Consider the following 625-nt stretch of genomic DNA (forward strand, 5'->3'; position numbering starts at 1 on the left):
GGGGCGCGTCCGTCGCGGTGGGTGCTCGCGCCCACCAGCGCCAGCCCCAGCGCCGCGAGGGCGGCGGCCACCCAGGTCACCGAGAGCAGGCCCAGGCCCTGGGCGATCGCCAGCCCGCCCAGCCACGCGCCGATGGCGTTGCCCAGGTTGAAGGCCGAGATGTTGAGGCTGGAGGCCAGCGTGGCGCCTTCGGGCCCCGCCTGCTGCAGCACGCGCATCTGCATGGGCGCCACGGTGGCGAAGGCGGCGGTGCCCAGCACCACCACGTAGGCCATGGCGAGGCCGGCATGGCCGAACGCCCAGCGGCCGGCCACCAGCACCAGCATCAGGGCGCCGATGGACATCGCCAGCGCCCGCATCACGCCCCGGTCGGCCAGTTTGCCGCCCAGCAGGTTGCCGGCCGCCAGGCCCGCGCCGAACAGCAGCAGCGTGAGGGCCACCCACGCGCCGTCCATGTGCGTCACCTGGGTGAGCAGCGGCTCCACATAGGTGTAGAGCGCGAACACGCCGGCGAAGCCGAACACCGTGATGCCCAGGCCCAGCCACACCTGGGCGCGGGCGAGCACGGCCAGCTCCTGCCGCAGGGGCGTGGCGGTCGGCCGGCCCGCATCGCGCGGCACGAAGG

At 75.0% G+C, this 625-nt stretch carries 1 protein-coding gene; it reads right to left on the bottom strand.

The window, feature by feature from the left end; genetic code table 11:
* Positions 1–625, bottom strand: a 625-nt coding sequence (locus AC27IQ_RS26630; protein WP_487091479.1) for an MFS transporter, incomplete at both ends; no start/stop codon positions are given.

The organism is Acidovorax sp. KPB24-07 (assembly GCF_057543315.1).